Genomic DNA, 26,577 nt, shown 5'->3' on the forward strand with positions numbered 1-26,577 from the left:
CGACCGCATGCCCCCGCAGGTCCCGCCCGATCAGGCCCCCTCTCCGTACGCGTCCTCCCGGCGCGCCCCGGCCTCGCCGGCCCCTCGCCACATCCTCGTCCTCGGCGGCACCACGGAGGCCCGTGAGCTGGCCGCGGCCCTGGCGGCCGTGCCCGGGGTGCGGGTGACGTCGTCCCTCGCCGGGCGGGTGTCGCGGCCGGGGACGCTCGAAGGGGACGTACGGACCGGCGGCTTCGGCGGCACGGAGGGGCTGACGGCCTGGCTGCGGGAGCATCACGTGGACGCGGTCGTCGACGCCACGCACCCCTTCGCCACCGCCATCACCGCCAACGCGGCCCGGGCGACGCACACCACCGGCACCCCGGCCGTCGTCCTGCGCCGCCCCGGCTGGCGCCCCGGCCCCGGCGACCGCTGGCACGACGCCGCCTCCCTCGCCGAAGCCGCCGCGCTGCTGCCGGCACTGGGCCACCGGGTCTTCCTGACGACCGGCCGTCTGGGCCTCGCCCACTTCGCCCACCTCACCGAACTCCACTTCCTCGTACGGTCGGTGGAGGCGCCCGAACCGCCGCTGCCGCCGCACTCCATGGTCATGCTGGCCCGGGGCCCGTTCACGGTCGACGACGAGACGGCGCTGCTGCGCGAGCATCGCATCGACGTCCTGGTCACCAAGGACAGCGGGGGAGCGGCGACCTCGGCGAAGCTCACCGCCGCACGCACCCTCGACCTGCCGGTCGTGGTCGTACGCCGTCCTGCGCTACCGGAGGGCGTGACGGCCGTACCGGACGTCGAGGGAGCCCTGGCCCACCTCGGCCTCGCCTCCGGGTGAGGCGCTCAGCCGTCCGCCCCCGCAGCCCCACCCGTCGCAGCTGTCGCACCCGACGTCGCCAACTCCCGTGTCCGACCGGGCGGGCCGGGGGTGAGGTCCTCCGCGAGGAGTCGTTTCGCGATGGTGTCGACGGCGGCGCGCAGGTCACCGTCGACGGGATGGCCGTAGTCCTTCTCCAAGCGGGCGCGGAGCCAGTCGCCCCAGGCCCTGCTGATCACCGCGGCCTCGCGGGCACCGGCCTCGGTATGGGAGAAGAGGGCCCCGTCGCGGGTGAGATAGCCCTCCTCGACCATGCGGTCGAAGACCGGCACCAGTACCTCCGGCGGCATATGGCGCCTCGTGGCGATCAACGTGATGCTCGCATGACCGGCCATCCGGGTGTACAGCTCCACCTGCATCACGGCCCAGGCGCCCGCGATGTCGAGCCGGGTGTCGGACCCGCTGACGATCCGGCGGGCCGTGTCCGGCTCCGTACCCACGATGATCTTCCCGACGGCGGCCTCCAGAAGCCGCTGGGAGTCCCCGGCCGGTGGCCGTGCGAACCCCTCGCCCATGTCCTGCGAACTCGCCCGCGCACTGTCGCGCAACTGCACCTGCTTGAGGAAGAGCGCGACCACGAACCCCACGGCGGCGACCGGCACCGTCCACAGGAACACCGTCTGCAACGTGTCCGCGTACGCCTCGACGATCGGCTCGGCGGCCTGCTCGGGCAGCCGGTGCAGCCCCTCGGGACTCTGCGCGGCCTTCGCGATGTCCGCCGGCGAGGCCGCCCCCGTCCGCGCGGCCTCCGCGACGGCGGCGGACAGCTTCGGGGCGAGCGTGTTGGCGTAGATCGTGCCGAAGACGGCCGTCCCGAACGAGCTGCCGAGCGTACGGAAGAACGTGACGCCGGAGGTCGCGGTGCCCAGATCGGTGTACTCGACGGTGTTCTGCACGGCGATCGTCAGCACCTGCATGGACAGTCCGATCCCGGTGCCGAGTACGAACATGTACAGCGACTCCAGCCAGACGCCCGTGCCGGGCCCCATCAGCGACAGCAGATACAGGCCGAGCCCCATGACGAGCGAGCCGACGATCGGGAAGTACCGGTAGTGGCCGGTCCTGCTGACCACGTTGCCGCTGGACACGGAGGCGATGAGCAGACCGATGACCATGGGCAGCGTCCGGACACCGGAGACCGTGGCCGAGTCGCCGTCGACATACTGGAGATAGCTCGGCAGATACGTCATCGCGCCGAGCATGGCGAAGCCGACGATGAAGCTGAGGATCGAGCAGACCGTGAAGACCGGGTTGAGGAACAGTCGCATCGGCAGCATCGGCTCCACCGCGCGGGTCTCCGCCCAGCAGAACAGCCCGAGGGCGACCGCGCCGCCCACGAACAGCCCGATGATGACGCCGGACCCCCAGGCGTACTCGTTCCCGCCCCAACTCGTCGCCAGGATCAGCGCGCTCGCCCCGACCGCGACCAGCCCGATGCCCAGATAGTCGATGACCGGCCGGGACACCGACTTCACCACCGGGATCGTGCGGGCCGCCGCCACGACCACGAGGATCGCGATGGGGACATTGACGTAGAAACACCAACGCCAGTCCAGATGATCGGTGAACAGCCCGCCGAGCAGCGGCCCGATCACGGTCGCCACCCCGAAGACCGCGCCGATCGCCCCCTGGTACTTGCCGCGCTCCCTGAGCGGGATCACATCCGCGATCAACGCCATCGCGGTCACCATCAGCCCGCCCGCGCCCACGCCCTGCAGGGCCCGCCACACGATCAGCAGGGTCATGTTGGAGGCGAGGCCGCACAGGAACGAGCCCGTGATGAAGACGATCGCCGAGACCTGAAAGACGATCTTCCGCCCGAACAGGTCCCCGAACTTCCCCACCAGCGCCGTCGACACCGTCTCCGCCAGCAGATACGCCGTGACCACCCATGACATGTGCTCCGCACCGCCGAGATCCGACACGATCGTCGGCAACGCCGTACCCACGATCGTCTGGTCCAGCGCCGCGAGCAGCATGCCCAGCATGATCGTCACGAAGACCACATTGCGCTGCCGGGTACTCAGCACGGGCGGCTGAGGGGCGGTGGCGGTCGCGTCGGAAGGGCCGGACGGCGAGGACGGGGCGGGGGCCTGGGCTGTCGTCACAGGGTCACGATCACACCGGGGGCCGGTGCGTGCATGCGGGGGCGCTCCGCGCGGGTAACCCGACGAGAGGACGCCTCGTGGTGGGCTCACACCTCCCCGAGTGCTCATCCCTCCCGGCGTCTGCGCAGCAAGTACGTGTCCATGATCCAGCCCTTCCGCTCCCTCGCCTCGGCGCGCAGCCGCTCGATACGGGGGGCGGCCTCGGCGAGGGGGCCGGAGGCGAGGATCTCGTCCGGGGTGCCGATATAGGCGCCCCAGTAGATGTCGATGTCCTGGTCGGCGTACTCCCGGAACGTCTGGTGCGCGTCCAGCATCACGACCACGTCGTCGACGCCCTCGGGAAAGCCCTCGGCGAGCCGCCGCCCCGTGGTGATCTGCACCGGGCGGGCGACCCGGTTCAGCCCCGTACGGTGCCGGGCGACGAGCGCCGAGACACTGCTGATGCCGGGCACGACGTCGTACGCGAACTCCACGGCACCCCGCTCCCGCACCTCCTCCAGAATCCCGATCGTGCTGTCGTACAACGCGGGGTCGCCCCACACCAGGAACGCCCCGCTCTCCCGCGGCCCCAGCTCCTCGGCGATCAGCCGCTCGTAGATCTCCGCGCGCGCACTGCGCCAGTCCCCGACGGCGGGGGAGTAGGCCGCACCCCCGGCGGCCCGATCACGCTCGGGGTCCCGCGCCTCGATGACCCGATACGACCCCTGGGGAAGGTGTGCGTCCAATATGTCCCGGCGCAGCTGGGTCAGATCGCTCTTCACCTCGCCCTTGTCGAGCACGAAGAACACATCCGTACTCCGCATGACCCTGACCGCCTGCAGCGTCAACTGCTCCGGGTCACCCGCCCCGATCCCGATGACATGAATCTTTCGCACCCCCCGAGTCTGCCGCACCCCACTGACAGCGCGGACACCGCCTGGTGGGCGGCCGCATCGGGGACGGGACGAGGCTCGGGGCGGTCAGCCGTCCCCGCGCAGGAGTGGGGCGCAGGTCCCCGCGTCCACGGGGGCGCCCTTCTGCTCCACGGTCCCGGCCAATTCCCGTGCCCAGGTCCGCACCGCCGTCAGATCGATGCCGTAAGGGCGAGCCCGCCCGCTGACGGCCGCCCACTCCTCCACGGCCCCGGCACCGCGTCGCAGCAGCCGTGCGCCGCCCGTGATGTTGCCGCGCGCCGAGTGCGTGAGCCCCACGGCGAGCTGGGCCAGCCCACGCCACAGCTCGCGCTCCTCCTCCGGCCCGGACTTCCAGGCGTCCTCGAACACCTCGTGCGCGTGGAAGGGCCGCCCCGTGTCCAGCAACGCCTGCGCCTCGGCGACCGTCTCCTCGGGCCCCCGCACGACGCCCTCCGGCTGCCGCTCCACACCGGGCGCCCCGTACGGCAACGGCCGCCCCAGCCCGTCCCGGGGCCGGGCGTTGCGCGCACGCCCCTCCGCGTCCCGGTCCCGCCCCTGCCCACTTCCGCCACCCGATGCCACGCTCATGCCCCGATTGTCCCCCGCCCTCACCGGCAGCGACGCACCCCCCGACGTACGGTAAAGTTCTTCCTGCGCGTTCACACGGATCACCCGTGAACAGCGCACCGGGACGTGGCGCAGCTTGGTAGCGCACTTGACTGGGGGTCAAGGGGTCGCAGGTTCAAATCCTGTCGTCCCGACTCGATGGAGTCGCAGATCAGGGGCCGTTTCAGAGCAATCTGAAACGGCCCCTCGATCGTTCTCGGGGACCCGTTGGAGACCACCGGGCAGGGACCTGCCGGCCGGGGCGGCCAGGGGAGCCGCTCAATGGTTCAGGGGAGCCGCTCAATGGTTCATGGGGGGAGGGATCTCTCCCTGTTTCGAGCGCGGGGGCGATGGCACGCTGCCGCGCAACCGGCCGCGCAGTCGATGCGCCCGGTTCGTAAAGGTCCCGCGCACCCCCCACCGGAGAGCCGGGGTTTCCCCGACGGTCAACGGCAAGCGGCGGACGGTGGGGGCGTGCACGGTGCTGGTCGACGGGCGGCGGGTCAACTCCTGCCTGACGCTCGCCGTTCGGCTGGAGGGGGCCGAGGTCACCACGATCGAGGGCCTGGCCGACGGTGACGAACTGCACCCGCTGCGGCAGGCGTTCATCGACGAGGACGCCTACCAGTGCGGCTACTGCACGCTGGGCCAGATCATCTCCGGGGTCGGCTGCATCCAGGAGGGGCACACCGGATCTCCGGAGGAGATCCGCTAGTGGATGAGCGGCAACATCTGCCGCTGCGGCCGCTATGTGAAGATCGTGCGCGCGGTCGACCAGAGCGCCGGCCGGAAGTGAGGACCGATGGCCGGCATCGCCCGCGACCCGGACCACCCAGGCTTCAATCGCCACCGAGGGCACCGCGCAGGTGTACTTCTCCTCCATGTCCCACCTGCTCGCGCGCGTGGAGCCCGATCCGGCCATCGGCGCGATCCTGGACGACCCGCTGCGGGAGGACTTCCTCGACCGGATTCGTGAGGCCGTCGGCCCGGACATCGAGCGGTCCACGCTGGCCTACCCGTGGGCCAAGCACGGCGTGGCCCGGTTCGCCCGCCGGGAAGCGGTACGGCTCGGGCCGGTCGGGGCCCGCGTCTGCTCGCTCGCGCCGGGCATCATCGACACCCCGCAGGGCCGACAGGAGGCGGCCGAGCAGACGTCGATGCGGCGGCTCGTCGACGCGACGCCGCTCGGCCGCACCGGCCGCCCGGAGGAGGTCGCGGCCGTCGTCGCGTTCATGCTCTCGGACGAGGCGAGCTTCCTGAACGGGATCGACATCCTCGTCGACGGCGGCGTCGTCGCCGCGGTCCGCGACACGTGACCGTCGCCACCGCGCTCCGCGCAGCCAATGGCCCGGAGCGGCCGGTGAGTTGATGACGCGGACGGGGCGCAGTGCCTGCTCAGGCCGCCGTCACCATGCACACGCGTGATCGCGCCCCACCTCCCACTTCAAATCCGTCCCCGCACACCCGTTGACCCACTCGGTTCACCCACCTAGCCTCCATCCTCATACGTGGATGATGTCTGTGTATGTAGATGGGAGTTGGGAACCGCCGTGCCGCTCCTCATAGTCGGGGTCAGTGTTCTGATCCTGCTTCTGCTCATGACCAGGCTGAGGCTCAACGGGTTCGCGGCCCTGCTGCTCGTGGCCGTCGGGGTCGCGCTGGTGCGGGGCATCCCCGTGGCGACCATCCCGGACGTCCTCTCCGAGGGCATCGGGGGCCAGATCGGCGACACCATGCTCACCATCGGACTCGGCGCCATGGTCGGCCGGGTCATGGGGGACTCCGGTGCCGCCCAGCGCATCGCGGGCACGCTTCTCGACGCGTTCGGCCCGCGCTGGGTGCAGGTAGCCATGGTGGTCACAGCCATGCTGATCGGTGTGACCATGTTCTACGAGGTCGCGTTCATCATCATCGTGCCCATCGCGTTCACCCTGGTCAGGGTCACCGGCGCGCCCCTGCTGTGGGTCGGCCTGCCGATGTCCATCGCCCTGTCCACCATGCACAGCTTCCTGCCGCCGCACCCCGGCCCCACCGCCGTCGCCGCGGCTTTCGACGCCTCCGCCGGACTGGCCCTGTTCTACGGCCTGTTCATCGCCGTACCCGTCGGCGCGCTCATCGCCCTGACCTGGCCCCGACTGCCCTTCGTCCGGGCGATCACCCCCGCCATCCCCAAGGGCCTGGTCAGCGACCGTGAGTTCACCGACGAGGAGATGCCCGGTCTCGGCTGGTCGCTGTTCGTGGCGCTCTTCCCCGTGGTGCTGATCGTGGCCGCCGCCGTCACCGACATGGCCACCTCCACCGAGAGCCCCTTCCTGAACGTCGTCGCCTTCATCGGATCGGCCCCGATCGCACTGCTGCTCACCCTCTGTCTGGCGTGCTGGGCGTTCGGGCCGCGCATCGGCCGGAGTCTGAGCGAGGTCGGCGCCTCCTGCACCTCGGCCGCCCAGGCCATGGCGATGATCCTGCTGGTGATCGGCGCGGGCGGGGCCTTCAAGAACGTCCTCGTCGAAGGCGGTATCTCCGACTACATCAAGGATGCCATCGACAGCTGGTCCATCTCCCCGATCGTCCTCGCCTGGCTCGTCGCCGTCATCCTCCGGATCGCCCTCGGCTCGGCGACCGTCGCCGTCGTCACCGCCTCCGGCGTGGTGCTGCCGCTCCTCGCGGGCAGCGGGGTCCACCCGGAGATGATGGTGCTCGCCGTGGCCTGTGGCTCCATCGCCTGCTCCCATGTCAACGACCCGGGATTCTGGCTGTTCAAGGAGTACTTCAACCTGTCCGTCATCGAAGCGATCAAGGTCCGTACGAGTTATACGACGGTGCTCGCCGTCCTCGGTCTCGGCGGCGTCCTCGTCGGCGAGTGGACCCTCGACGTCCTCGGCCTGTGACCACCGGCAGTCCTTGACCACCGGTAGTCCTTGACCACCGATAGTCCTTGACCACCGGCCCCGCTCCGTTCACCCGCGCACCCCGAAGGACCCCGACCAGCATGAGCCAGCCGACCGTCACCGAGTACGCCGTCTACCCCGTCGCCGGCCGGGACAGCATGGAGCTGAACCTCTCCGGCGCGCACGGCCCCTACTTCACCCGCAATGTCGTCGTCCTCACCGACTCGGAGGGGCGCACCGGGCTCGGCGAGGTCCCCGGCGGCGAGAAGATCACCCGGACGCTCCGCGACGCCGAACCGCTGGTCCTCGGCGCCAAGGTCGGCGACTACAAGCGGGTCCTGCGCGAGATCGGCGACCGTTTCGCCGACCGCGACTCCGGTGGACGCGGCACCCAGACCTTCGACCTGCGGACCACCGTCCACACGGTCACCGCCGTCGAGTCGGCGCTGCTCGACCTCCTCGGACAACATCTCGACGTACCCGTCGCCGCACTCCTCGGCGACGGCCAACAGCGGGACTCTGTACGGGTGTTGGGCTATCTCTTCTACGTCGGCGACCCGGACCGCACCGACCTGGAGTACGTCCGCGAACCCGACTCACCCGTGGACTGGTACCGCGTCCGGCACGAGGAGGCCCTGACCCCGGAGGCGATCGTCCGCCAGGCCGAGGCGACCCATGCCCTCTACGGCTTCCGGGACTTCAAGCTCAAGGGCGGGGTGCTGGAGGGTGTGGAGGAGGTCAGGGCCGTACGCGCGCTCAAAGCCCGTTTCCCCGAGGCCCGGATCACCCTCGACCCCAATGGCGCGTGGTCGCTGCGCGAGGCGATCGAGCTGTGCCGGCCCCTCCTCGACACGCTCGCCTATGCCGAGGACCCCTGCGGTGCCGAGGGCGGTTACTCCGGCCGGGAGATCCTCGCCGAGTTCCGCCGGGCCACCGGACTGCCCACCGCCACCAACATGATCGCCACCGACTGGCGCCAACTGGCCCATGCCCTGGCCCTCCAGTCCGTCTCCATCCCGCTCGCCGACCCCCACTTCTGGACCATGCAAGGCTCGGTGCGCGTCGCGCAGCTCTGCAACGCGATGGGGCTGACCTGGGGCTGTCACTCCAACAACCACTTCGACATCTCCCTCGCCATGGTCACCCACTGCGGAGCCGCCGCCCCCGGCGAGTACAACGCCCTCGACACCCACTGGATCTGGCAGGAGGGCCTGGAACGGCTCACCACGACCTCGCCCAGGATCGTCGGCGGCGAGATCGCCGTCCCGGACGCCCCCGGCCTCGGTATCCGACTCGACAGGGACCGCCTCCACGCCGCCCACGACCTCTACCGCGCCAAGTCGCTCGGCGCCCGCGACGACGCCGCCCCCATGCAACATCTCATCCCCGGCTGGCAATTCGACAACAAACGCCCCTGCCTGGTCCGATAGCCGACCACCGGCCACCGACCACCGGCCACCGCCACAGACCACAGACGGCCGGAGCCCTGCCCCCCGCCTACCCCCGCCTACCCCCGATACCCCCGCAGCTTCCGGTACAGCGTGGCGCGGGCGATGCCCAGGGCCGCGGCCGCGCGGGCCTTGTTGCCGCCGTTGCGGTGGAGGGCGTCCAGGATGGCGGCCCGCTCGGCGAGTTCCATCGGGGTGAGACGCTGTGCCGCCGGTCCCTCGCGCAACGGGTCCGGCAGCTCCGCGTGGCGCACCGGGCCCGTCGCCCGCCGCCGCTCCGCCAACGCCCGTACGACATGCGCGAGTTCGGTGACATTGCCGGGCCAGGCGTACTGCTCCAGAGCCCGCAGCGCCTCCAGTGTCCAGGTGAGCGGCGGCCGTCCCGGCGCGGGCCGGGGAGTCAGCGCGGCGACCAACTCCCGGATGTCCTCCGGCCGTTCACGCAACGCGGGAAGCGGGACCGTACGGGCGGCGAAGCCGTCCAGGAGCCGTTGCAGACAGGGGCCCGGCGTCGCTCCGGGGGTGTAGGTCACGAGCAGGGGAGTGCCGGGGCGTTCGTCGAGGAGTGAGTTGAGGGTGGCCACGTCGGGCTGCGTGAGGCGCTCGGCATGCCGGAGGAGCACCGGCTCGCGGCACCCCTCCACCAGCCCCTCGATCGCGGCCCGCACCTCACCCTCCGCCCCCTCGGCCGCGTCCACCGTCCACGCGCTCTGGGCCAGCTCCCGCCCGAGCGCCGTCTTCCCGGTGCCCCGCTCACCGACCAGCAGCCAAGGCTCGTCCGACCGCGCCAACTCCACCGCCCGATCGACGGCGTGCCGCCACAGCACCGACCGCCCCGCGAGGGCGACGACACCCCGCCCGGCCGACGTCGTACGCCCGCTCCCGTGCACTTCGAGGACGGCGACGGCCCCGATGACGGACCCCTCGTGCGACACGAGCGTGACCGCCGCCGAACACCGTGCGCCGCCCGGGAGTTCGACGTCCTCCGGCAACGGCCCCACCCCGCGCACGAACTGGCCAGCCCCACCCGGATGTGCGACATGCCCCAGCACCTCATGGAGCCCGTGCTGATCGACGCGGCCGTCGCACGCGGCACCAAGCTGCGCTTCAGCACGGTCTACAAGTCCTTCACGCAGGACGCCGACGGCGTCACGGTCACCGTCGAGGACCGGCTGCGCGGCGACGCGTACACCATCCGTGCCAAGTATCTGATCGGCGCCGACGGCGGCCGCTCCCAGGCCGCCGAGGACGCGGGCCTGCCGATGGGCGGCCAGATGGGCGTGGCCGGCAGCATCAACATCGTCTTCGACGCCGACCTGTCGAAGTACACCGCCCACCGCCCGTCCACCCTCTACTGGGTCCTCGCCCCCGGCGCCACCGTCGGCGGCATCGGCGCGGGCCTCGTCCGCTGCGTACGGCCGTGGAACGAGTGGCTGATCGTCTGGGGCTACGACGTCACCGCCGGCGCCCCCGACCTGACCACCGAGTACGCCGAGTCCGTCGTCCGCGAGCTGGTCGGCGACGACGAGATCCCGGTGACCGTCAGGTCGTCCTCGGCCTGGACCGTCAACGAGATGTACGCCGAGACGTACTCCAGCGGCCGGGTCTTCTGCGCCGGCGACGCCACCCACCGCCACCCGCCGTCCAACGGCCTCGGCTCCAACACCTCCATCCAGGACTCCTACAACCTGGCCTGGAAGCTCAAGCTCGTCCTCGACGGCACGGCCTCCCCGAAGCTGCTCGACTCCTACACCGCCGAGCGCGCCCCCGTGGGCAAGCAGATCGTCACCCGCGCCAACAAGTCCATCGGTGAGACCGCCCCCGTCTTCGAGGCCCTCGACGGACTCTCCCCGCAGACCCCCGAGCAACTGTGGGCCAACATCGCCGCCCGCAAGGAGACCGGCGAGGCCGCCGAGAAGCAGCGGGCCCGGCTGCGCGAGGCGATCGCGTTCAAGGTGTACGAGTTCAACGCGCACGGCGTCGACCTCAACCAGCGGTACACGTCCGAAGCGATCGTCCCAGACGGCACCCCCGACCCCGGCTTCGCCCGCGACCCCGAACTCCACCACCAGCCCAGCTCCCGCCCCGGCGCCAAGCTCCCGCACGCGTGGCTCACCTCGGGCACCCGCAGGCTGTCCACCCTCGACACGGTCGGACAGGGCCGCTTCACCCTGATCACCGGCATCGGCGGCGAGGACTGGACACGGGCGGCCGAGGCCCAGGACCTGGAGATCGCCACCGTCGTCATCGGGCCCGGCCGGCAGTACGAGGACCCGTACGGCGACTGGGCCCGGCTCGGCGAGATCACCGACGCCGGAGCCCTCCTCGTACGACCGGACGGTTACGTCGCCTTCCGCCATGCCACGCCGGCCGGCTCCGCCGAGGAGGCCGAGCGGTTGCTGAGCGAGGCGCTGCGGCGGATTCTCGGACATGTCTGACGGGGGCGACGGAGAGGGTGGGACGTGACGGGGACGACGGATTCGGGCGGAAGCAGGGGAGCCGTATGACCAGCGAATTCACCGACGGCATCACCGACGACATCACCGGCGCGGTCGTCGACAGCTTCGCGCGCACCGCCGACCCCCGGCTGCGCGAGCTGCTCGGCTCGCTCGTCCGTCACCTCCACGACTTCGTCCGCGAGACCCGGCCACCAAGGCGGAATGGGAGAAGGCGATCGCCTTCCTCACGGCGACCGGGCAGACCTGCACGGACACCCGCCAGGAGTTCATCCTCCTCTCCGATGTCCTCGGCGTGTCCATGCTCGTCGAGACGATCAACGCCGACCGCGCCGGGAGCGAGGCGACCGAGTCCACCGTGCTCGGCCCGTTCCATATGACCGAGTCGCCGGTCAGGGAACTCGGCGCCGACATCGACCTGGTGGGCGGCGGCGAGCCGTGCGTGATCAGCGGCCGCGTGCTGTCGGCGGACGGCACCCCGCTGCCGGGCGCGGTCCTCGACGTCTGGCAGGCGAACGCCGAGGGCTACTACGACGTACAGCAGCCCGAGGTCCAGCCGGCCGGCAACGGGCGGGGCCTGTTCACGGCGGACGACGAGGGCCGCTTCTGGTTCCGCACCTGTGTACCGAGTCCGTACCCCATTCCGACCGACGGCCCGGTCGGCCATCTGCTCGGCGCGACGGCCCGCCACCCCTACCGCCCGGCCCACATCCACTTCATCGCCTCGGCGCCCGGCCACACCCCGGTCACCACCCACATCTTCGTGGCGGGCAGCGACTATCTGGACTCGGACGCGGTGTTCGCGGTGAAGCAGAGCCTGGTCCAGGACTTCACCGAGACCGACGACCCGGCCCTGGCGGGGGAGTTCGGCATCCCGAACCCGTTCCGCCACGCCCGCTTCGACCTCGTACTCGTACGGGACGAGGAGCGGGATCAGTGAGGAAAGCCCACGGGGAGCGGTCGGAGGGGCGGTCATGAGGGAGTTCGTCCACGAGAGCCGCCCGATGAGGGTCGTCTTCCGGGCCGGGGCCTCGGCCACCGCCGTACCGGGGGAGGCCGAACTACTGGGGCTGCGGCGGCTGTTGGTGGTGTCGGGGGAGCGGGGCGCGGAGACCGCCCGTACCGTCGCCGGCTCGCTGGGCGACGCCTGCGCCGGGCTGCACACCGAGGCCCGTATGCATGTCCCCGTCGAAGTCGCCGCCCGCGCGGTGGACGTGGCCCGGGCCGCCGGCGCCGACGGCTGCGTGGCGGTCGGCGGCGGCTCCGCGATCGGCCTCGGCAAGGCCATCGCCCTGCGCACCGGCCTTCCGCTGATCGCCGTACCGTCGACCTACTCCGGCTCCGAGATGACCCCCGTCTGGGGCCTCACCGAACACGGCGCCAAACGCACCGGCCGCGACCCCTCGGTCCTCCCGCGCAGCGTCGTCTACGACCCCGAACTCACCCTCTCCCTCCCCGTGGGCCTCACCGTCACCAGCGGCATCAACGCCGTCGCCCACGCGGCCGAGGCCCTGTACGCGCCGGACGCCACACCCCTGGTCTCCCTGACGGCTCAGGAGGGCGTACGGGCGATGGCGGGCGCCCTGCCCGACCTGGCGGCCGACCCCGCGAACCTCGACGCCCGAGGCCGCGCCCTCTACGGCGCCTGGCTGTGCGGCACCGCCCTCGGCGCCACCACCATGGGCCTGCACCACAAGCTGTGCCACGTCCTCGGCGGGACCTTCGGCCTCCCGCACGCCGAGACCCACACGATCGTCCTCCCGTACGCGCTGGCGTACAACGCCCCGGCCGCCCCCGAGGCCCTCGCGGCCCTGGCCCGAGCCCTGGACGCGGACGACGCCCCGGCGGCCCTGTGGGACCTCGCCGACCGCCTCGGCGCCCCCCGCTCACTGGCCGAACTCGGCCTGGACGAAACCGGCTTGGAGACGGCCGCGAACCAGGCGACCGCCCTGGCGTACCCGAACCCGAGAGAGGTCATCAGGGAGGGCGTCCTCGCCGTACTCAGAGCGGCGTACGAGGGCGAACGGCCGGGGCGGCCGTAGGACGAAAGCCGCCACCCAGGCGAACAACCACGGCGGACGTAGGAAGCGCCGCCCACGCAGGCGAACGAGACGGCGGCCGTACGGCGAGAGCCACCCACGCAAGTGAACGACCACGGCCGGACCGGCGAGCGCCGGGGGACCTGCCCCTCCCGGCCGAAGCGGAATGAAAGGTGAACAGCATGCCCCTCGGACTGCTCCGGCGGCGATTCGCACATGCCTCCGGAGGCGCCGGCGCCCCCGCGCTGCCGGTCCCGGCCGGCGCGGGTGTCGTCGTCCGTGAGGTCCTGGACCCGGTGGACCAGCCCCTGGGCGGCGCCGATGTGACGGTGACGGAACTGCGCGGCCACCGCGTCGCGGCCCGTGGCACGACCGACCCGTACGGCTTCTTCATGGCCGTGCTGCCGCCGGGCGACTACAGCCTGCTGATCTCGGCCGAGGGCCTGGAACCGCACCGCGAGTCGGTGGAGGTCGTGGCGGACACCCGACCCGCCCCCCAGCGCCTCTGGCTCCAGTCGGCCCGCCAGCTCGCACTCCCGGCCCCCGGCACCTGGTTGTTCGACCCACCCCACACAGCGATCCGCTTCATCGCCAAGCATGTCGGCATGGCCCATGTGCACGGCCGCTTCGAACGCTTCGACGGCGGCATCCAGGTGGCGCAGGACATGACACGGTCCCGCGTCCAGGTCCGCATCGACGCCTCCAGCATCACCACGGGCAACAACACCCGTGACACGCATCTGCGCTCCGCCGACTTCCTCGACGTCGACCGCTACCCGTACATCGACTTCACCAGCCATCGCTTCGCCTACCGGGGCGGCAGCAAGTGGACCCTGACGGGCAGCCTCACGATGCACGGCGTGAGCCGCACGGTCTCCCTGGACACGACCCAGGCGATGTACCGCACCCACGACACTCCCACACCGCCGCAGTAATGCAGAGCAGCCCCCTTCCGTTTTCCGGTTGAGCACGCCTTTTGCCGGAAAGTGGACAACAACTGCCTTGTGGACGTGGGAAGTGCACTGACAGAGCATGGACAGGGCATGTATCTCGACGGGACTTCTTCCCCACACTCTGCGGCTCTCAGGGAGGCAGCAAGGCATGGACGCGCCTCAGAACAGCCACGAAGGTATACGACTGGTCGACCTCTCGGAGGTGCCGGCCGGGTGGCTCGATGCGGCGGCAAAGGGGGACACGGCGCTGGGGTTCGCCCTGCGCCGCCATTGCCACCAGGAGCGGGAGGGTCGCTCGGTGACGACCCACGCCATTACGTTCGAAAGTGCGCTGTGATGACGACGGAGGCGGGTTCCGGACACTTACCCGCGGCCCCTTTCCGGCAGTTCTTGCTGAAAATACACAGTTTATGCAATCTGTCCTGCGACTACTGCTACGTGTATTTCGCCGCTGATCAGAGTTGGCGTGGGCGGCCCGGGGCGATGGCTCTCGACACCGTACGGCAGGCGGTGGACCGGATCGCCGAACACGCCCGTGAACACCGGCTCAGAGCCGTACGGATCATCCTCCACGGCGGAGAACCCCTCCTGGTGGGCAAGGCGCACCTCGGCGCACTGCTGACGGTCATCGCCGAGCGTCTGTCCCCTCGGGTCGAGGTCCGTCTGTCGCTGCAGACGAACGGCACCCTCGTCGACGAGGCATTTCTCGCCGTACTGCACGACCACGACGTGGCGGTGGCGGTCAGTCTCGACGGCACCCGGACCGCCCACGACAGACACAGAAGGTACGCGAACGGCCGCCCCAGCCACGCACGGGTGGCAACCGCCCTGCGTCTGCTCAACAGCCCACGCCACAGGGAGCTGTTCGCGGGTCTGCTCTGTACGGTCGATCTCGCCAACGACCCCGTCGAGACCTATGAGGCGCTGCTGGCCTTCGCGCCTCCCCGCCTCGACTTCCTGCTGCCGCACGGCACTTGGGAGTACCCGCCGCCGGGCCTCGCCCATCGACGGATGCCGCCCGTCCGCGCACCCGTCGAGGCGGTGCCCGACGAACCGGCGCCCAGTGAACCGGTGATGTCCAACGAGCCGACACCGTACGGGAATTGGCTCATCGGCGCCTTCGACCGCTGGTTCGACGCACCGGTCAGGGAGACCGGGGTGCGGATGTTCGACGAGATCATCTCCGGCCTGCTCGGCGGCCCGGTCCACACCGAGGTGTTGGGGCTCGCCCCGCTGGACCTGGTGGTCGTGGAGACCGACGGCACCATCGAGAACTCCGACTCGCTCAAGGTCGTCGGGCAGGGAGCCCCCGAAACCGGCCTCGACGTCTTCCGGCACACCTTCTCCGAGGCGCTGACGACACCGACCGTACGGCACAGACAGTCCGGACTCGCCGGACTCGGCCAAGTGTGCCGGGACTGCGCCCTGGTGACGGTCTGCGGCGGCGGCCTGTACACCCATCGCCATCACCCCACGACCGGCTTCGCCACGCCCTCGGTCTACTGCCATGACCTCGCCGTCTTCATCACCCATGTCCGCCGGCGGGTCGAGACGGCGCTCGCGCACCGGGCGGACACCCCCGAGGAACGCGCGCCCGAACGGCACTCGTCAGGTCTGCCCCGAGCCGGAGCATGAGGCTGGGCGCACGCGCACCCCTCACACCGCACTCCATGAACAAGCACACGGCGGACGGGAGTTGGAGACGGAGATCGTGGGAAGGCTGCATTCGGGCCCTGCCGAAAAAGGGCCCCGTCGGACCGGACAGGGGTATCGTTCTCTGTCTCGGCACGACTCAACCAAGGATACGACTGAGGGGTACCGGTTGGGGGGTGAGGAGGTGTGGGAGGCAGCCGGACCGTGCGCACTTCCGCCGCTGTCGGCAACCTTCCGAGGCGCGAGAATCCGTCCACCCCACGATAGGGACCCCGCGAACGCGGCACGACGGGGGCTCGTTGGAACCGTACTTCTTCCTGAGCTACGCACGCAGGCGCGGACCGCGGGTACTCGTCAAGCGGTTCTACGACGACCTGTGCAACGAATTGCGCCAGGAACTCCGGCGATTACGGAAGGGCAATCATGTGCCCTTCGACCAACCGTTTCTCGACGTCCAGTCCATCCAAATAGGCCAGGACTGGAACACCGCCCTCGGCGACGCCCTGGGCCACTGCCGCACCATGGTCGCCCTGTACACCCCCGACTACTTCAGAAGCGACTTCTGCGGCCGCGAGTGGAAGGCGTTCGAGGACCGGCAGCGCAGCCACCGCGAAGCCGCGGGAGCGGACGCCAAGGCTCTCATACCGGTCCTCTGGGAGCCCGTACGGAGCATTCCGGCCGGAGTGGCGCATATTCAGTACGACAATCTCGAATTCGGCGAGAATTATGCGAACTGGGGCCTGCGGCGCATCCTGATCGCGGACCCGGGCGGCGACGAGTACCGCCGCATCGTGAACCTCGTCGCACGGCAGATCCTCGTCGCCGCCGAGCACTTCCGCATACCGGTCGCCGACGGCCTGGACATCACCGCGCCGGAGTCCGCCGGCCCCTTCCCGTCCGCCACCGAACGCGCGGAACCGGGCAGCCACGCCCTGCTGTTCGTCGCCGCGCGCACCTCCGAGACCGCCCACCAGCGGTCGACGGACCCGGGGTGCCACGGGGAGAGCCCGATGGACTGGAACCCCTACCACACCGAAACCCCGGAACCACTGGCCAGGAGAGCGACCGAACTCCTGGAGGAGCGCGGCTTCACCGTACGGACGGACATCGTCTCGGACGTGCTCGGAGCCACCCTCGACGAGGCGCGGGGGCAGGGACAGGTCGCGGTCCTCCTCGTGGAAGCCCGGGCCGCCGCGGACGAACCGTTCGGAAGCGCCCTGCGCGCCTACGACCGGAGCAACCATCCGGGCAGCGCGGCGATCGTGCCGTGCGGTCCGGAAGAGGCGGGTGACGGCCCCCAGAGCAAGGCCTACTGGGAAGCGGTCCGAGGCGCCCTACCGCTCAACTGGGCGAAAGGAGCAGGGGACCCCCTGCCGCTGCTCCAATCGGGAATCGGCTCGGACCAGTTCGACGGGGCACTGCACGCGGTCGTGGCCAAAGTGCAGAACCACCTCTTCTCCTACCTGGAGACGATCAAGAACCCCCCCTCGGACAAGTCCACCGACGTGCCCAGGCAACTCCCCGTCCTGAGCAGCGTGGGCGCCCCGAACGATCTTGGGCCCGCTCTTGCGCCGACACCTGCCCGCCCCTACTCCGATCCCCAACCCCTAGAGCAGGAGCAGGACAGATGACCCATGACGACCGCGGCCGGGGCACCATCATCACCTTCTACTCCTTCAAAGGCGGTACGGGGCGCACGATGGCGCTGGTCAACACCGCCTGGATACTCGCGAGCAACGGCCTGCGCGTACTGGTCGTGGACTGGGACCTGGAAGCACCCGGGCTGCACACCTATCTGCAGCCCCTGCTGGCCGACCCCGAACTCAGCGAGAGCCCCGGCGTCATCGAGATGGTCAGCGACTTCGCCCAGGCCGCGGTGACACCACCGGTCGGCTCCGCGGTGGTGAACGGCGGCGGCACGGGTTCCCCACCGACGAACGGCGCTCCTCGCGAGGACTCCGACCTCCGCGAACGCGCCCGCGTCGACCGCTACGCCGTCGGCACGGAACTGCGCCTGCCCCCGGGCGGCAAGCTCGACCTCCTGCCCGCCGGCGTCCAGGACCCCGATTCCTACGCGGTCAAGGTGAGCACCTTCGACTGGGGCGCCTTCTACGGAATGGGCGGCGCGGACTTCCTCATGGCGCTGCGCGACGACATGGCCTCCCGCTACGACTACGTACTGATCGACAGCCGCACCGGCCTCAGCGACACCGCCAGCATCTGCACCGTCGTCATGCCCGACATCGTCGTCGACTGCTTCACCCTCAGCCGACAGGGCGTCAACGGCGCCGCCCACGTGGCCCGCTCGATCCGCCGCAACGTCCACGCCCAGCGCGACATCCGCATCGTCCCCGTCCCCATGCGCGTCGAGGACGCCGGACGCGACCGGCTGGAGGCCGGCCGCTACCAGGCCCGCAGCCTCTTCGCGCCCTTCCTCGACTGGGTACCGCCGGACGAGCAGGACCAGTACTGGAGCAGCGTCGAGATCCCCTACAAACCCAGCTACGCCTACGAGGAGATCCCCGCGACCGTCGGCGAGCGCCGTCAGGACGGCACCCTGCTCGTCGCCTTCGAACGACTGACCGCCCGCCTCACGGGCAATCGGGTGACGCAGTTGCTCCATATGTCCGAGCCGTACCGCCGCACCCTGCGCGCCGAGTACGAACGCACCTCACCGATCATCCGCAAGGACCTCTACGTCAGCTACGCCGCGACCGACCGGCTGTGGGCGGACTGGGCCGTGGCCGTGCTGCGGGCCGCCGGCTACGAGGCGACGCTCGTCCCGATCGAGACGGACGACCCCACGACCCAGCCCGCGACCCCCTGGGGCCTGGAGCGCACACTCGCCGGCGAGGGGCGCATGGTGGTGGTGCTCTCGCCGCACTACACCGCCCTCCCCCAGGCACGCGAGCTGTGGCAGCAGCTGGGCCGCCGGGACCCGGCCGGCCGCATAGGCATGGCGCTGCCCCTGCGGGTGGACGACTCCCCGCCCCCGCCGGAGTTCACCTCGGCCGCGGCGGTGAGCCTCGCCGGGATCTCGGCCGAGGAAGCCGTGGGGCGACTGTTGGCCACCGTCGAGCGAGGAGGCCCGGCGGACGCGTCGGGGGCCGCCCCCGCCGCGGCGGGCCTGGCGGGCGCGGCCCGGCTGCCGGGAACGCCGCCGCAGGTCATCGGGGGGCGCCCACAGCGCAACGCCGCGTTCACCGGCCGCAGGACACTCATAGAACAACTGCGCGACAGCCTGCTGTCCGGTACCACCGCCGTACTGCCACAGGCCCTCTTCGGGCTCGGCGGAGTGGGCAAGACCCAACTCGCCCTCGAATACGCGTACCGATTCGAATCGGATTACGACCTGATCTGGTGGATCAAGGCGGCCGATCCCACACAGATCCGCCAGGAGCTGAGCGCCCTGGCCGGGCACCTCGGCGTGCCCGTCGTCGGCAAGGACCTGACGGCCGTGTGCAACGAGGTCCTGGAGACCCTGCGGCGAGGCGTTCGTCATGCCCGCTGGCTGCTCGTGTACGACAACGCCGAGAAGCCGGCCGATCTGGAGGGCCTGCTGCCGGTCGGCGGACCCGGCCGGCACATCCTCATCACCTCACGCGACCCGGCCTGGGCCGATCGCGCCGCACGTATCGAGGTCGACCTCTTCACCCGTGACGAGAGCGTCTCGCTGCTGCGCCGCTACAACACGGGACTCGAATACGCGGAGGCCGCCCAGGTAGCCGAGGAACTGGGCGACTTCCCGCTCGTCGTGAGCCTCGCCGCCGCCTCCCTCCAGGAGTCGGCCATGCCCGTGAGCACCTATCTGGGGATGCTGCGCACACGGATGACGGACGTCCTCGGCAGCTGGTCGGCCCCCGACGTCCAGACCTCGGTGGTGGCCAGCTGGTCACTCGATCGGCTGAAAGAACGCAAGCCCGCCGCCGCCGCACTGCTCCAACTGTGCACCTTCTTCGGGCCGGACCCCATTCCACGGGACCTGTTCAGCAGCCGACCGGCCCTGGCACTGCTCGAACGGTATGACCCGAGCCTGTCCGACACGCTGATGCTGAGCACGCTCTACAGTGAAATCGGGCGGAATGGGCTCGCCCAGTCCGACCAGCGGACCGACACTTTGACCATGCATCGCTTGATTCAACATGTGCTCCGGGACCAGCTGACCCCTGAGGAGCGGGCTGTCATGCAGGAGCGGGCCCAAGCCGCACTCGGTGAGGCGAACCCGAAGGACCCCGACGAGAGCAAGAACTGGGGCAGGTACGCCGAACTGCTCCCTCATCTCTGGCCCACGAAGTCCGAGGAGAGCGACAACCTCTCGGTGCGGCAGTGGATCTGTGACACCGTCCGCTATCTGTGGCGCAGCGGCGACCCCGACACAGCCATCGGCACGGCAGAACGCGTCCTCGACAGCTGGCTGCCCCGCTTCGGCGAGAACGACGCCCACGTACTGCGTCTGCGCACCGAACTCGGCAACGCACTGCGTGACCAGGGCCGCCTCCCCGAGGCGTACGAGGTGACCCTCGACGTCTACGAGCGCGCCACCGGCGTCCTCGGCGAGGAGCATCCCTACACGCTCGGCGCGGCCATGAGCCTCGGCTCCGACCTGCGCGGTGTCGGCCGGTACGCCGACGCCATGGAGAGCGACCGGGAAGCCCTGATCCGCGCCCGGCGCGTCTTCGGGGAGAGCCACCCGCGCACCCTGGCCGCCGCCAACAACCTCGCGGTCTCCGAGTTCCTGTCCGGCAACCGGCGGGCGGCCCGCGACACCAATCGGGCGATCCTCAAACAACGCCGGGAGATCTCCGGCCCCGACCAGCGCGCCACCCTCAACTCCGCCACGAACTACGCCCGGGACCTGCGGGCCGCCGGGGCGTTCCGTGAGGCGCGCAAACTCATCGAGGACACCCTCGAACGCAGCCGCCGAGCCCTGGGCCCCGACCACCTGATCACCTTCCGCGCCTCCCTGGGCGCCGCCATCATCTACCGCCGCCGGGGCGAGTACGAGAAGGCGTACGCGCTGACGAACGAACTGCACGAGCAGGCGCAGAAACAACTGGGCCCCGACCACCCCGACACCCTCGCCATCGCGACGAACCTGAGCGCGGACCTCTACGACAAGGGCGAGGCGGTACGGGGCCGTGAGCTGGCCGAGCGGACCCGTGACCGCTACGAGGAACTGTTCGGCGCCGACCACGTCTTCACTCTCGCCTGCGCGAACAACCTCGCCATCCTGCACCGCCTGACCGGTCAGGGACAGGCCGCGCTGGACCTGTCGACGCACACGGTGGGCCGCTTCCGCCGTCTCCTCGGCCCCCAGCACCCCTACACCCTCACCGCCATGCTCAACCACGCGACGGACCTGTCGGAGACCGGCGACCACGACGGCGCGATCCAGGCGGGCCGAGAGGCCCACGAAGGCCTCACCGCCGTCCTCGGCCCCGACCACTACCTCGCGATCGCCTCCGCCTCCAACCTCGCGGTCGAACTCCGCGACCACGACCCGTCCGACACCGATCCACCGAACGAGGAGGCCACCCGCCTCCACCACGACGCCGAACGCCGCGCCGTGGAAAACCGAGAACTGGGCGGCGACTACCCCATGACCCGCGCGATCACCCGCTGGCAGCGCATCGAGGCGGACATCGAACCACCCGTCACCTGATCCGCCTCACACCGACCGCACAGCCCGGAAGAGCCCCGCACGCGCCGCATACGGTAGGGTCTACCTGCGCTTTCCCACAGAACTCTGTGCGAAGGCGCACCGGGACGTGGCGCAGCTTGGTAGCGCACTTGACTGGGGGTCAAGGGGTCGCAGGTTCAAATCCTGTCGTCCCGACTTTACGAAGTCGCAGATCAAGGGGCTGTTTCAGAGCAATCTGAAACAGCCCCTTGATCGTTCTTGGGGACCAGTTGGGGACCAACGTTCTTGACCGCACTGGCGAACCATCACGATGGGGCCCGGCAGAGACCTTGGGGCACGTAGCGCCGTGAGGTGCGCGGAGAGTGCTGCGCCGGGCGGCGGTGATTTTGTGCACGTCGGGGTGCGGGTAGCGCTGTGTGGTGGTCAGCGATCCGTGTCCCGTGACCTTGCGCGGGATGTGCACGTGTACGTCGACGTCGGCGAACCACGTGAGTCCGGTGTGCCGGAGGTCGTGGCGGCGTAGACGCTCGTACCCGAGTCTGGTGACGACGGCGGTGCTTTGTGGTGGGGTCGGACCAGCGGACTCGGGCCCGGTAGACGCCGACCGCGCTGGTGCAGGGGGTTCTCGGTGGAGCCCTGGCCAGCGGCCAGCGGCCGGTGGCCGCCTGTCCGCATCCGGACGGCGGCGTCGGCGGCTGTCCTCGCGGCGTGCGGTGTCCGAGGTGTCCGTCCGGATCAGGCCCGGGCGCTCCGGGAGCCCGCCCCCTCGGGGACGCCGTGTGCGACGACCAGCTTGAGCAACAGGATCGCCGGCAGCCAGGCCAGCCCGTCCGGTGCGGTGACCAGGGACGAGACCATGACCCCGCAGGCCACGACAGCCAGCGCCACGGGTCGCTGGAAACGCTGAGAGACCGATTCCACGACGATCACGCCGACCAGCGCCCACACGTACCACAGCGGTCCCCACCACCAGGGGCCGCCGGGGAAGACGAGCCCCGCGATGACGGCCTGGAGGTGGACGGCGGTGAAGCCGACGGGACGGTGCAGGAAGCGCGGGACCGGGCCGACGGGGAAGGGGAGCGGCGAGTGGTAGAAGCTCTTGGCGGTGTCGAGGCCGTTCGCCACCACACCGCCGACGAGGTCCCACACCATGAGCAGCCCGACCAGCCATTGCCACCAGGCCCAGCCATGGCCCCAGCCGCCCGCGGCGAAGGCGACGCAGCCCAGGGCCGCCGTGGCGCAGGCGAGCCTTTTCTCCTGCGGTGTGGCACCCGTCCCGAACACCCAGTCCGGCCTGTCGGCCGCCTTGGAACTACTCACTCGGATGACCCCTCGTGGCCCCGGGTGCGCATCGGGCGATCCGGGCGAGCGCGTCGATGGCCTCCGCCGAGTTCATCCCCGGGTCGAGCATGTGATGGAGGAACAGGCCGTCGAGCAGCGCGACCAGCAGGGTCGCCGTGCCCTGGGGCGCATCGGGGAGATGGGTCTGAAGCCAGTCGGTGAGGTGACTGCGCGCCTCGGCAAGGCTCTCGCGCAGCACCTCACCCAGCTCGGGGTCGCGTACGGCGCCCGCGATCAGCTCGACGGTGAGCCGGGTCGTCAGGTCGTCGGAGGACGGCGCGACCATGGCCGGCAACTTCTCCAGCAACTCGTCCAGGTCGGCCGACTCCAGCAGTTGGATCGTGGGCGGTCCGAACACCATCTCTCCGGCGCGACGGGCGATCGCGCGCTTGAGCGGCTGCAGGCCGCCCCAGTGGTAGTGGATCAGGCCGAGGTTGGCCCCCGCGCGCTCCGCGACCGAGCGGGTGGTCACCGCCGGCCAGCCACCTTCGGACAGCAGTTCGACTCCAGCGTCGACCAACTGCTCTCGGCGGCGCTGACCCCGTAGCGAGGAGGTTGGTCGATCGTCTAACTTATGCATGTGACCAAGATAGCCGCGCCGGATGTGGCTGTCACTTCGCTGAATCAGCCACCCGTCTTCCCAGCTCGCTGACCGGTTTCCTTACCGGTCACTTGCCATCAGGGGTTTCCATGCTCTTACGTCTGGCCTCGCTCGCGACGAACCGGCGTCGACTCGTGCTGGTCCTGTCCACCCTGTGCTTCCTGATCATCACAGCGGTCTCCGGACCGGTGATGAACGTCCTGTCCGCCGGCGGTTACGACGATCCCGATGCCGAGTCCTCCGTCGCCGCCGATCTGCTGGAGGACCGATTCGACACCGGGGACCCGAACTTCATCCTGCTCGCCACCCCGGACGGCACGGTCGACGACCCCGACGCCGTGGAAGCGGGTCGCAGACTGACCGAGAAACTGGCCGACCAGGACGGCGTCGCGTCGGTGACGTCCTACTGGTCCTCCGAGCACGCATCCGACCTGCGGTCGCGGGACGGCCGGTCCGCCCTGATCGTCGCCCACCTGAGCGGTGACGAGACCGAGGCGGAGGACACCGCCAAGGACATCGCCCCGAAGGTCACCGGTGATCAGGACGGACTGAAGGTCATATCGGGCGGATTCACCGAGGTCAACCGGCAGGCGTCCGCGGAGATCGAGAAGGATCTGCTGATGGCGGAGGGCGTCGCCGTCCCCATCACGCTGGTGCTGCTCGTCCTCGTCTTCGGCTCCGGCATGGCCGCGCTGCTGCCGCTCGCGGTGGCGGGCATCTCCGTGGTCGGCTCGCTGGCGCTGCTGACGGTGATCGCCGAGTTCACACCGGTGTCCGTCTTCGCCACCAACCTCACCACCGCCCTCGGCCTGGGCCTGGCCATCGACTACTCGCTGTTCATCGTCAGCAGATATCGCGAGGAGCGCGGCCATGGGCACGACAACACCACCGCTCTGCGCACCGCGCTGACCACGGCCGGCCGTACCGTCTTCTTCTCCTCGCTCACGGTGCTGCTCTCGTTGTCGGCGCTGCTGGTGTTCCCGCTGTACTACCTGCGGTCCTTCGCCTACGCCGGCATCGGCGTCGTCGTCTTCGCGCTGCTGGGCGCGCTGGTCGTGCTGCCCGCCCTGCTCTCCCTCATGGGTGACCGGATCGACAAGTTCGACCTGGGCGCGAAGTTCCGCGGCAAGCGCCCGCCCAAGCCTCCGGAGCGCCGCTTCTGGCACCGTCTGGCGACCGGTGTGATGCGGCGCCCGTGGCCGGTGCTGACCGTCGTCCTGCTGGGGCTCGTCGTGCTGGTGGCACCTTTCACTCAGGCGTCGTACGGCCTGCCGGATGACCGTGCCATGCCCAAGGACGCGGCTGCCGCCCGGGTCGGCGACGCCATCCGGGACGACTTTCCCTCGCTCACCGGCCAGGGCCTGAAGATCGTGCTGGACGGCGAGCGGCCGGCCTCCGGCGCGCTCAGCGACTACGCCGAGCGGGTCTCCGAGGTCGAGGGCGTCGGACGGGTGGACACCGCCACCGGCAGCTTCGAGGACGGCCGCTTGGTCGCTCCCCCGGTGCCCGGCGCCGAGGAGGCCTACACGAATGAAAACGGCGCGTGGCTCTCGGTGAACGTCGACACCGAGCCCTACTCGGAGGCGGGCGAGCGGCAGGTGGCCGACGTCCGTGACATCCAGCCGCCGGCGGACACCGACTCCAAGGTCTCCGGCCTCGCCGCCGCCTACGTGGACACGCTGGACGCACTCTGGTCGGCGCTTCCGTACGCGCTGCTCATCATCGGCGTGCTCACCTTCGTCCTGCTCTTCCTCTTCACCGGCAGCCTGCTCATACCGGTCAAGGCGATCATCCTCAACATCCTGAGCCTGACCGCCACCTTCGGCGCCATGGTCTTCGTCTTCCAGGACGGGCACATGACCTGGCTCGCCGGCGACTTCACGGTCACCGGACAGATCGACGTGACCACGCCCATCCTGATGTTCTGCATCATCTTCGGCCTGTCGATGGACTACGAGGTCTTCCTGCTGTCGCGCATCCGTGAGGAGTACGAGCGCACCGGGGACAACACCCTCGCGGTCGCCCGCGGTCTGGAGAGCACCGGCCGGCTGATCACGGCGGCCGCAGGGCTGCTGTCGCTGTTCTTCATCGCGCTGATCACCGCCGGGTTCACACCGGTGAAGATCCTGGGCCTGGGCACCGCGCTCGCCATCATCATGGACGCGGCGATCATCCGCGGCCTGCTGGTGCCGGCGTTCATGCGGCTGGCGGGCCGCGCCAACTGGTGGGCACCGGCTCCGCTGCGGCGGTTCCACCAGAGGTTCGGGTTCCACCACGAGGCACCGGCCGAGGCCGTCGGCGAGTTCGAGGCGCCGCCCCGGGAACCGGCGCCGACCCAGGGTCGCTGACACCCTGTCAGGCACACGGGAGGCCGCTCCCACGGGAACGGCCTCCGCGTCGTGGCACCCGGACGTGTGCGATCAGGTCCTGGAGAGAGCGGACCGTGCCAGTGCCCCGGCAGGCGACGTGCGCCCGTCAAGGGGCGGCGTCATGGGCCCCTGTCCGAGCGCGGCCGAGAACGTGGGGGAGCGAGCCGGGCGTCGCGACGGGGCGGACGTCGGCTGCCGGGCACGAGTGTGCTGCGCCGGAAATCTCAGCTGCGAGTCCGGAAGCTGTTTCCCTGTCGCGTCGAGGTCCGCGGGCCGCCGGGATCGTCCTCTCCGCCGGATCGTCCTCTCCAAGGAGGAGCGCATCGAGTTGTCGTGCCGGCGGCGGGCAGACAGGGGGCCAGCCGGCCGGGGGTGCGCAGAACATCCGGGGGCGCGGACGGTGGGGCACATACCCGGGTGGGCGTCGGCCCTGGGCGTGAACCGTGCGACGGCGCGCGGGGCTACGCTCCCGGTCCGCGGCTGACCGGCCGCCGCCGATCCCGCTCCCGGCCGGTGCCGCGAACTCCGCTGCCGCCACCGGCCGTGGAGTTCAGGACCTGGTCGATCCGGAAGGAGCCGGCTGGCGACGGTTCGGCAGGCTGCCGACCGACGATCCCATCCGGCGCGGCGTCCACCGCTCCGTCACAACCGAAGACCGACCCGGCCACCACCGACGGCGGCCGGGCCATGACGATCGAGGTTGCTGGCGCGTCGCC

At 70.5% G+C, this 26,577-nt stretch carries 17 protein-coding genes, 2 tRNA genes and 3 pseudogenes; 16 read left to right on the forward strand and 6 right to left on the reverse strand.

Translation table 11 applies throughout. The features are described from left to right. Nucleotides 1-7: 7 nt before the first annotated feature. A complete protein-coding gene (locus tag ACWD4G_RS06440; RefSeq protein ID WP_451291053.1) occupies nucleotides 8-826 on the forward strand; it encodes a cobalt-precorrin-6A reductase in 819 nt (272 codons plus the stop codon). A gap of 5 nt (nucleotides 827-831) precedes the next feature. Here ACWD4G_RS06440 and ACWD4G_RS06445 read toward each other — a convergent pair whose 3' ends face one another. The 3 genes from ACWD4G_RS06445 to ACWD4G_RS06455 all read right to left on the reverse strand — a co-directional run bounded on the left by ACWD4G_RS06445 (nucleotide 832) and on the right by ACWD4G_RS06455 (nucleotide 4,454). Beyond that, the gene (locus tag ACWD4G_RS06445) at nucleotides 832-2,973 is read right to left on the reverse strand and encodes an MDR family MFS transporter (protein WP_451291054.1); all 2,142 of its coding nucleotides are present in this window, start codon (nucleotides 2,971-2,973) and stop codon (nucleotides 832-834) included. Nucleotides 2,974-3,077: 104 nt separating this feature from the next. After that, nucleotides 3,078-3,848, reverse strand: a complete 771-nt coding sequence (gene cobF, locus ACWD4G_RS06450; protein ID WP_451291055.1) for a precorrin-6A synthase (deacetylating) — start codon at nucleotides 3,846-3,848, stop codon at nucleotides 3,078-3,080. A gap of 84 nt (nucleotides 3,849-3,932) precedes the next feature. After that, nucleotides 3,933-4,454, reverse strand: coding sequence for a DUF309 domain-containing protein (locus tag ACWD4G_RS06455; protein ID WP_451291056.1), 522 nt, complete (start codon nucleotides 4,452-4,454; stop codon nucleotides 3,933-3,935). A gap of 99 nt (nucleotides 4,455-4,553) precedes the next feature. Here ACWD4G_RS06455 and ACWD4G_RS06460 point away from each other — a divergent pair. The 5 genes and pseudogenes from ACWD4G_RS06460 to ACWD4G_RS06480 all read left to right on the forward strand — a co-directional run bounded on the left by ACWD4G_RS06460 (nucleotide 4,554) and on the right by ACWD4G_RS06480 (nucleotide 8,790). After that, nucleotides 4,554-4,627, forward strand: a tRNA-Pro gene (locus ACWD4G_RS06460). Between the two features lie 314 nt (nucleotides 4,628-4,941). Continuing rightward, nucleotides 4,942-5,268: pseudogene (locus tag ACWD4G_RS06465) on the forward strand ((2Fe-2S)-binding protein); the annotation flags it as partial. Between the two features lie 85 nt (nucleotides 5,269-5,353). Beyond that, entirely contained in the window at nucleotides 5,354-5,788 is a 435-nt protein-coding gene (locus ACWD4G_RS06470; protein WP_451291057.1) for an SDR family oxidoreductase, read from the forward strand. Nucleotides 5,789-6,022: 234 nt separating this feature from the next. After that, nucleotides 6,023-7,360 (forward strand): gluconate:H+ symporter, encoded by a 1,338-nt coding sequence (locus ACWD4G_RS06475; RefSeq protein ID WP_451291058.1) that lies wholly within the window; start codon nucleotides 6,023-6,025, stop codon nucleotides 7,358-7,360. Nucleotides 7,361-7,461: 101 nt separating this feature from the next. After that, nucleotides 7,462-8,790, forward strand: coding sequence for an enolase C-terminal domain-like protein (locus tag ACWD4G_RS06480; RefSeq protein ID WP_451291059.1), 1,329 nt, complete (start codon nucleotides 7,462-7,464; stop codon nucleotides 8,788-8,790). Between the two features lie 77 nt (nucleotides 8,791-8,867). Here the strand turns inward: ACWD4G_RS06480 and ACWD4G_RS06485 are convergent, their stop codons facing one another. Beyond that, entirely contained in the window at nucleotides 8,868-9,800 is a 933-nt protein-coding gene (locus tag ACWD4G_RS06485; protein WP_451291060.1) for a helix-turn-helix domain-containing protein, read from the reverse strand. Between the two features lie 12 nt (nucleotides 9,801-9,812). Between ACWD4G_RS06485 and ACWD4G_RS06490 the strand changes: the two are divergent. The 9 genes and pseudogenes from ACWD4G_RS06490 to ACWD4G_RS06530 form a co-directional block, all read left to right on the forward strand. Continuing rightward, a pseudogene (locus ACWD4G_RS06490) lies at nucleotides 9,813-11,246 on the forward strand (FAD-dependent monooxygenase); the annotation flags it as partial. A 65-nt stretch (nucleotides 11,247-11,311) separates the two neighbouring features. Beyond that, nucleotides 11,312-12,204 (forward strand): annotated as a pseudogene (locus ACWD4G_RS06495) (intradiol ring-cleavage dioxygenase). A gap of 34 nt (nucleotides 12,205-12,238) precedes the next feature. Beyond that, nucleotides 12,239-13,306, forward strand: coding sequence for a maleylacetate reductase (locus tag ACWD4G_RS06500; RefSeq protein WP_451291061.1), 1,068 nt, complete (start codon nucleotides 12,239-12,241; stop codon nucleotides 13,304-13,306). Between the two features lie 179 nt (nucleotides 13,307-13,485). After that, nucleotides 13,486-14,238 carry a YceI family protein gene (locus ACWD4G_RS06505; protein ID WP_451291062.1) on the forward strand — a complete coding sequence of 251 codons (753 nt, stop codon included), beginning with the start codon at nucleotides 13,486-13,488 and terminating at the stop codon, nucleotides 14,236-14,238. A 166-nt stretch (nucleotides 14,239-14,404) separates the two neighbouring features. Then, complete coding sequence (locus ACWD4G_RS06510; RefSeq protein ID WP_451291063.1) at nucleotides 14,405-14,593, forward strand: FxSxx-COOH cyclophane-containing RiPP peptide; 189 nt, start codon at nucleotides 14,405-14,407, stop codon at nucleotides 14,591-14,593. Then, complete coding sequence (locus tag ACWD4G_RS06515) at nucleotides 14,593-15,891, forward strand: FxsB family cyclophane-forming radical SAM/SPASM peptide maturase (protein ID WP_451291064.1); 1,299 nt, start codon at nucleotides 14,593-14,595, stop codon at nucleotides 15,889-15,891. Before ACWD4G_RS06510 ends, ACWD4G_RS06515 begins: the two co-directional genes overlap by 1 nt. A gap of 317 nt (nucleotides 15,892-16,208) precedes the next feature. Further along, entirely contained in the window at nucleotides 16,209-17,540 is a 1,332-nt protein-coding gene (locus ACWD4G_RS06520) for a TIR-like protein FxsC (protein ID WP_451291065.1), read from the forward strand. Next, on the forward strand, nucleotides 17,537-21,571 hold the full coding sequence (fxsT, locus tag ACWD4G_RS06525) for an FxSxx-COOH system tetratricopeptide repeat protein (protein ID WP_451291066.1): 4,035 nt from the start codon (nucleotides 17,537-17,539) through the stop codon (nucleotides 21,569-21,571). Before ACWD4G_RS06520 ends, fxsT begins: the two co-directional genes overlap by 4 nt. A gap of 100 nt (nucleotides 21,572-21,671) precedes the next feature. After that, nucleotides 21,672-21,745, forward strand: a tRNA-Pro gene (locus tag ACWD4G_RS06530). 540 nt (nucleotides 21,746-22,285) lie between these two features. Here ACWD4G_RS06530 and ACWD4G_RS06535 read toward each other — a convergent pair. Together ACWD4G_RS06535 and ACWD4G_RS06540 are read right to left on the reverse strand one after the other, a co-directional pair. After that, nucleotides 22,286-22,870, reverse strand: a complete 585-nt coding sequence (locus ACWD4G_RS06535; protein ID WP_451291067.1) for a hypothetical protein — start codon at nucleotides 22,868-22,870, stop codon at nucleotides 22,286-22,288. Then, complete coding sequence (locus tag ACWD4G_RS06540) at nucleotides 22,863-23,471, reverse strand: TetR/AcrR family transcriptional regulator (RefSeq protein ID WP_451291068.1); 609 nt, start codon at nucleotides 23,469-23,471, stop codon at nucleotides 22,863-22,865. Before ACWD4G_RS06540 ends, ACWD4G_RS06535 begins: the two co-directional genes overlap by 8 nt. Before the next feature lie 110 nt (nucleotides 23,472-23,581). Here ACWD4G_RS06540 and ACWD4G_RS06545 point away from each other — a divergent pair, with 110 nt between their 5' ends. After that, entirely contained in the window at nucleotides 23,582-25,840 is a 2,259-nt protein-coding gene (locus ACWD4G_RS06545) for an MMPL family transporter (protein ID WP_451291069.1), read from the forward strand. Nucleotides 25,841-26,577: the final 737 nt, after the last annotated feature.

Source organism: Streptomyces sp. NPDC002643, from assembly GCF_053592555.1.

What these genes read in the sequence shown, in the direction of transcription:
- ACWD4G_RS06440 (WP_451291053.1), top strand. Translation starts at nt 8, where the DNA reads ATGCCCCCGCAGGTCCCGCCCGATCAGGCCCCCTCTCCGTACGCGTCC.
- ACWD4G_RS06455 (WP_451291056.1), bottom strand. Translation starts at nt 4,454, where the DNA reads ATGAGCGTGGCATCGGGTGGCGGAAGTGGGCAGGGGCGGGACCGGGAC.
- ACWD4G_RS06470 (WP_451291057.1), top strand. Translation starts at nt 5,354, where the DNA reads ATGTCCCACCTGCTCGCGCGCGTGGAGCCCGATCCGGCCATCGGCGCG.
- ACWD4G_RS06480 (WP_451291059.1), top strand. Translation starts at nt 7,462, where the DNA reads ATGAGCCAGCCGACCGTCACCGAGTACGCCGTCTACCCCGTCGCCGGC.
- ACWD4G_RS06500 (WP_451291061.1), top strand. Translation starts at nt 12,239, where the DNA reads ATGAGGGAGTTCGTCCACGAGAGCCGCCCGATGAGGGTCGTCTTCCGG.
- ACWD4G_RS06505 (WP_451291062.1), top strand. Translation starts at nt 13,486, where the DNA reads ATGCCCCTCGGACTGCTCCGGCGGCGATTCGCACATGCCTCCGGAGGC.
- ACWD4G_RS06510 (WP_451291063.1), top strand. Translation starts at nt 14,405, where the DNA reads ATGGACGCGCCTCAGAACAGCCACGAAGGTATACGACTGGTCGACCTC.
- ACWD4G_RS06515 (WP_451291064.1), top strand. Translation starts at nt 14,593, where the DNA reads ATGACGACGGAGGCGGGTTCCGGACACTTACCCGCGGCCCCTTTCCGG.
- fxsT (WP_451291066.1), top strand. Translation starts at nt 17,537, where the DNA reads ATGACCCATGACGACCGCGGCCGGGGCACCATCATCACCTTCTACTCC.
- ACWD4G_RS06540 (WP_451291068.1), bottom strand. Translation starts at nt 23,471, where the DNA reads ATGCATAAGTTAGACGATCGACCAACCTCCTCGCTACGGGGTCAGCGC.
- ACWD4G_RS06545 (WP_451291069.1), top strand. Translation starts at nt 23,582, where the DNA reads ATGCTCTTACGTCTGGCCTCGCTCGCGACGAACCGGCGTCGACTCGTG.